Origin of the sequence: Candidatus Pelagibacter communis, assembly GCF_001180165.1 — a bacterium.
Classification (GTDB): domain Bacteria; phylum Pseudomonadota; class Alphaproteobacteria; order Pelagibacterales; family Pelagibacteraceae; genus Pelagibacter; species Pelagibacter ubique_P.
In genome coordinates this window covers 1-4,626 of sequence record NZ_CVSQ01000044.1, presented here as the reverse complement: position 1 = coordinate 4,626, position 4,626 = coordinate 1, and the positions used below count along the sequence as shown (strand labels likewise).

Here is a 4,626-nt window from a genome sequence, read left to right as displayed (position 1 = left end):
GCAGGTGTACAGTTGAAACAATTAATAACAAAATGTCTAATAGAGAATTTGAAAAAATGTGGGTTAAAGAACAATGGAAAATTAAAGATTGGATGGCAGAGAATGTTGAACCTGTTTGCAATCATCTAGATAATTAAAAAAAGACTACTTGATCGTGGCACAATACTGGTCCAATCCTGGCACAATCAATTATAAAATTTAGTTAAAAACTATTTTTGCAAAAATAATTAGTGTTGAATTTAATGAGTGATGGTGCCCCCGCACGGATTCGAACCGCGGACCTATTGATTACAAATCTTGTATCAGTGATTAAATAATTATGCTTTCGCAATACTTATAACCATTTATCACTGATCTCGACACATACACGACACAATGTTAATGTTTTTATAATGAAAAAAATTATAGGGATTGTAATTCTAAGCTTACTATTTTCTAATGTGCTTCAAGCAAAAAATGCTGAATTAGAGAATTTAGTTCCAGTTGGAAGTTCAAAAAAATATTTTTGTAGCAAGGCACAAGGAGCTGTTGATAAAATACTAAAACCTGATGCCTGGGGTGATTTATGGTGTCATGGTATTAGGCAGAAGCATTATATTTATTTTTCAAACTTTAAGACAGAGATAATTACTATTGGAAACAATAAGGGAGTACATTTTGTTTATGAAAATGTAACAAAAAGAATGACATGTAAAAATGTCTTTTGCAAAAAAGGTAATGGAACTTTAAGAAGAATTGCATACTCCAAACAGGACGCCCTCATTATTGCAAATAATGATAAGTATGCTGAATTTTTAAAAAAAGAAGAAATAAAAATTGCTGAAGATAAAAAGAAAAAAGACGAAAAAAAAGAAATAGCTGAAAAACCAAAAAAAAAGGAATTAAAGACAAATCCTGATGATAATAAAATAGTTCCTGCTGGTTCTGGATCAGGTTTTTTTGTCTCAAAAGATGGTCATGCAATAACTAATTATCATGTGATACAAGGTTGTGATATTAACAAATTATCATTTAAAGGTTCAGCAACTGAAGTAAAAGTTTTAGCAGTTGATAAAGTTAACGATATTGCAATCTTAAAATCTAATATAAAACCAGATGAAATTTTTCCAGTTTCTAATGATGATGTTTCGTTATTAGAGGATGTTATAGTTGCAGGTTTCCCATTAGGTAAACAAATTAGTTCAGCAATTAAAACACACAAAGGTGTAGTAACTGCTTTAGCTGGAGCAGGGGACAACTATTCATTTTTTCAAACAGATGCTGCAATTAATCAAGGAAACAGTGGTGGACCTATTATAAATCAAAAAGGAAATGTGGTAGGCATTGCAGTAGCAACTTGGGTTGAGGAGGGTGTTCAAGGAGTTCATTTTGGAATCAAATCATCAACTTTAAAAACTTTTGCAAGTGCAAATGATTTAAGCTTTGCATCACCTAATTTTAGAGATTTATCAAATAAAGATTTAGGAAAATTAATTACTAAAGGTACAGTTTATGTTGAGTGTCATATGACTGTTGCAAAAATAAAAAAAATGATTGCACAAGCAGAAAACAGAAAAGCATTTTTCAAAGAACATAAATAGGACTACTTGATTACGCCACTAGTTCGACACACACACGACACAATAGATAAAAGTTTTTAAATTTAGTGAAAAAAATAAGTGTTGAATTTATTGAGCGATGGTGCCCCCGCACGGATTCGAACCGCGGACCTATTGATTACAAATCAATAAAGTTAATTATTTTTCCTTTCATTAACATTGATAATACTTAACGAATTGACTCACGTCTATAAACTTAATTTAAAAAGACCTCAAAAAGACCTCACTCAATTAAATTAATTTAAATTCTAAAAGAACCAAAGTCCTCCAGCCTGATTTTTCTTTTAAAACTTTTTTATGAACTATTTTATAACCAGCTATAGATACATCTTCTAGTTTACTATCAGCATTTAGATCATAGGTTTTTGTAATACCCTTCCCATTTTCTTTGTGGGTGATTACTTCACTACTTACTAATGAGTGTTGAGTAATGTCAGCAATTTTAATTTTAGCACTTAAAACAGCTTTTGACTCACTGATATTTAAATCTTTACTCCAACCATTGCCACAAACTTTAATAACTTTATCTGTTTGTTTATTTTTATTGCAATAAACGTTGATAAATTTTTGTAAGTCATCAGGGGAAGTAATTGTTTTTTTATTTTTAACATATGAACTATTGGAACAATTACTTACCATTAATCCAATAATCATTATTAGTATTATTCTCATTTAACCTCCTGTCATTGAGAAAATAAAAATCATAGCATTCCAAAACATTTCATTGCCTTGTTCCGAGTACATTAAATCGTACCAGAAACCGTTACTCATATGTACGGTTTCATTACATACTTTGATTTCTTTAGTTGAAACAATTACCCCATTTTCAGTAATCGTTTCTGTTTTGTAAGTACATTCATCAGCATTTACTGATTGAATAATTAAAAATAGAAAAATTATAGTTACAATTCGTTTGACCATAATTTTTCTTTCTTTCTTTGACTTATCTCAAATTGCACTTGATTTAAGATTGCATCTAATAAATTGAAAAAAGCAATATGGACTTCTTGTTCAAATATATCTTTCCTACATTGATCAGTTTTGCAATTAGTAATTATATTAGTAATTACCGATTGATAGTATTCGTTAGATTTTGCAAAAGCATGAGTTGTAAAACTAAAAAGAAATAAAAAAATAATAATTTTAATTATTCTCAACATCTCCCTCCTTGTTGTATTTTTCAATTGTTTTTTTTATAATCGTAAAAATCCAAGGTATCAGCCTCAAGTTTACATATTCTTTTAATAATTTTTTTTTGAAGCTGTTCTAATTTTTCATCACTTAGTTTAGAAATCTTATAATCAAATTTATTTCTAAACTTAGAAATGGGGACTTTATTATTCTTCACATATTATATGTAGTTATTTTATGTTTGTTCTCTAGTGTAAAATAAATTATTATTTTTCACTTAGTAAATTAAAGACTACCAAGAGTTTTAATAAATAAATAAGATATAAAAAATTTATGACAAAAATAAGAGAACCTTTAACAATAGAAAAAATTCTTCAAGATTTAATAGGAAAATTAAAAGAAAATGAAATTAAAGAGTTTACAGGTAAATCTATTTCTCATTTTAGAAAATGCAGTGATCCAGGCGATAAGGATCACAACCTTCATTTATCTGATGCAATTAAATTAGATATACTTTCTCTAAAATCTCAAAATGGAAGTCCTTTTCTAGACAACATAAGTCTTATTATTAATAAGGAATTTGAAGATATGGAAACAATAGAAAACGTTTCAAGAAATTTAATAAATATTGGAGGAAGAATTGGGAATTTAATGGATATAACTGAAAAAGCACTTCATCCTGAAGGTCCTAAAGGAGAAGAAATATCAAAGAGAGAAAAAGATAAGATCTTTAATGCAATTTCAGAAGTAGAGGAAAAAATTGCAAAGTTGAAGTTGTCTATAAAATAAACTAGGTTTTTATTATTATATGAAAGCAAAAATTTTACAAAAAAAAGAGGACAATAAACCATCAGCTTTCGAACATGATATTTCTTTAAAAGATGCAAAATCATTAGAAGTAGAACTTTCTTCTTTTGTTTATAATGATTTCAATCCAGACTCAGATGAATATGAAGAACAAGAAGTTTCAGTTAAAAAATCTGATGTTAAATTTAAGATCAAAAACAATAAAGGTAAGTTAAAGATTATTTTAGAGTCAGCTAATGCTGATTTTGAAATAGATGATGGTGATCAGAGTGAAAGATTTATGGATAAGGACTGGGAAACAGAGACAATTACTCCTACTTTAAAGCTAACTGATAAAAATAAAAAAGAAGAGCATGTCACTTATGATGGCGGTCATCTATTTACTTTAGAAGTAGTTTATTAACCGTGTTGGCTCAAAGCATTTAAAATATCTTCATCTTTTCTTAATGATTCATCGATCAAATCCATAGCATCCTCCCCAACACTTTCTACAGCTGCCAAGGCAATATCTTTATCTTTCTTAAATTTTTCATTAACAAATTCAAGTGCAGTTCCATTATCTTGAGCGACTTGCAACACAAAATCTTTATTATTTTGAAGTGATGAACTTGCAAATTGCATTGCTGCGCCATCGTTACTTACAGCAGCAGAAACTATATCTTCGTCCTCTTGTAAAGTTTTGTCCGCATGTTCTAATGCAGCTCCACAATTTTGTACTGCAGCCATTACAACCTCACTATCTTTTCTTAAATCTTCGGATAGTTCAACAAGCTTACAACCATCTTCATACATTAGTTCAATTGCATCTTCTTTTTTCATTGTTTTTAAACTTTTTTAATCTCCAAATGGATCTTTATCTTTGTTAAGACCTAGTAATTGATCACGGGACCATAGTGATAAAGACTCAAACCATTTTATAATTTTTTTGTCTGCAAACTTTAAGGAATCAATATCATTTTTTATTGCTTCAAGAACAACCTCTTTATCTGCTTTTAATTGTTTGTCAGCAAATTTAAGATTGCTTCCATCTTTTTTTACTGCTGCAATTACTACCTGCTTATCTTTACCAAATTTTTTTATTTCATTTGCA

The 4,626-nt window shown here is 29.0% G+C and carries 7 protein-coding genes; 3 read left to right on the top strand and 4 right to left on the bottom strand.

Features of this window, described 5'->3' with window-relative positions; translation table 11 throughout:
* Positions 1 to 392 precede the first annotated feature (392 nt).
* Positions 393 to 1,580, top strand: a complete 1,188-nt coding sequence (locus tag AMN88_RS02280) for a S1C family serine protease (protein ID WP_075536233.1) — start codon at positions 393 to 395, stop codon at positions 1,578 to 1,580.
* Positions 1,581 to 1,829: 249 nt separating this feature from the next.
* On the opposite strand, the gene AMN88_RS02275 is transcribed toward AMN88_RS02280, so the two are convergent.
* Both AMN88_RS02275 and AMN88_RS02270 read right to left on the bottom strand, forming a co-directional pair.
* A complete protein-coding gene (locus AMN88_RS02275) occupies positions 1,830 to 2,270 on the bottom strand; it encodes a hypothetical protein (protein WP_075536232.1) in 441 nt (146 codons plus the stop codon).
* On the bottom strand, positions 2,271 to 2,519 hold the full coding sequence (locus AMN88_RS02270; protein ID WP_075536231.1) for a hypothetical protein: 249 nt from the start codon (positions 2,517 to 2,519) through the stop codon (positions 2,271 to 2,273). It lies immediately after the preceding gene.
* A gap of 543 nt (positions 2,520 to 3,062) precedes the next feature.
* On the opposite strand from AMN88_RS02270, the gene AMN88_RS02260 reads away from it, so the two are divergent.
* A complete protein-coding gene (locus AMN88_RS02260) occupies positions 3,063 to 3,518 on the top strand; it encodes a hypothetical protein (protein ID WP_075536229.1) in 456 nt (151 codons plus the stop codon).
* A gap of 19 nt (positions 3,519 to 3,537) precedes the next feature.
* Positions 3,538 to 3,939 (top strand): hypothetical protein, encoded by a 402-nt coding sequence (locus AMN88_RS02255; protein ID WP_075536228.1) that lies wholly within the window; start codon positions 3,538 to 3,540, stop codon positions 3,937 to 3,939.
* Here the strand turns inward: AMN88_RS02255 and AMN88_RS02250 are convergent.
* Together AMN88_RS02250 and AMN88_RS02245 are read right to left on the bottom strand one after the other, a co-directional pair.
* Positions 3,936 to 4,355 (bottom strand): DUF4116 domain-containing protein, encoded by a 420-nt coding sequence (locus tag AMN88_RS02250; protein ID WP_075536227.1) that lies wholly within the window; start codon positions 4,353 to 4,355, stop codon positions 3,936 to 3,938. The two genes, AMN88_RS02255 and AMN88_RS02250, sit on opposite strands and share 4 nt — an antisense overlap.
* Positions 4,356 to 4,370: 15 nt before the next feature.
* The coding region (locus AMN88_RS02245; protein WP_143323664.1) for a DUF4116 domain-containing protein at positions 4,371 to 4,626 on the bottom strand (256 nt) is incomplete at its 5' end.

Excerpts from the sequence above, each read along its gene's own strand:
- AMN88_RS02280 (WP_075536233.1), top strand. The coding sequence starts at position 393 with ATGAAAAAAATTATAGGGATTGTAATTCTAAGCTTACTATTTTCTAAT.
- AMN88_RS02275 (WP_075536232.1), bottom strand. The coding sequence starts at position 2,270 with ATGAGAATAATACTAATAATGATTATTGGATTAATGGTAAGTAATTGT.
- AMN88_RS02270 (WP_075536231.1), bottom strand. The coding sequence starts at position 2,519 with ATGGTCAAACGAATTGTAACTATAATTTTTCTATTTTTAATTATTCAA.
- AMN88_RS02260 (WP_075536229.1), top strand. The coding sequence starts at position 3,063 with ATGACAAAAATAAGAGAACCTTTAACAATAGAAAAAATTCTTCAAGAT.
- AMN88_RS02255 (WP_075536228.1), top strand. The coding sequence starts at position 3,538 with ATGAAAGCAAAAATTTTACAAAAAAAAGAGGACAATAAACCATCAGCT.
- AMN88_RS02250 (WP_075536227.1), bottom strand. The coding sequence starts at position 4,355 with ATGAAAAAAGAAGATGCAATTGAACTAATGTATGAAGATGGTTGTAAG.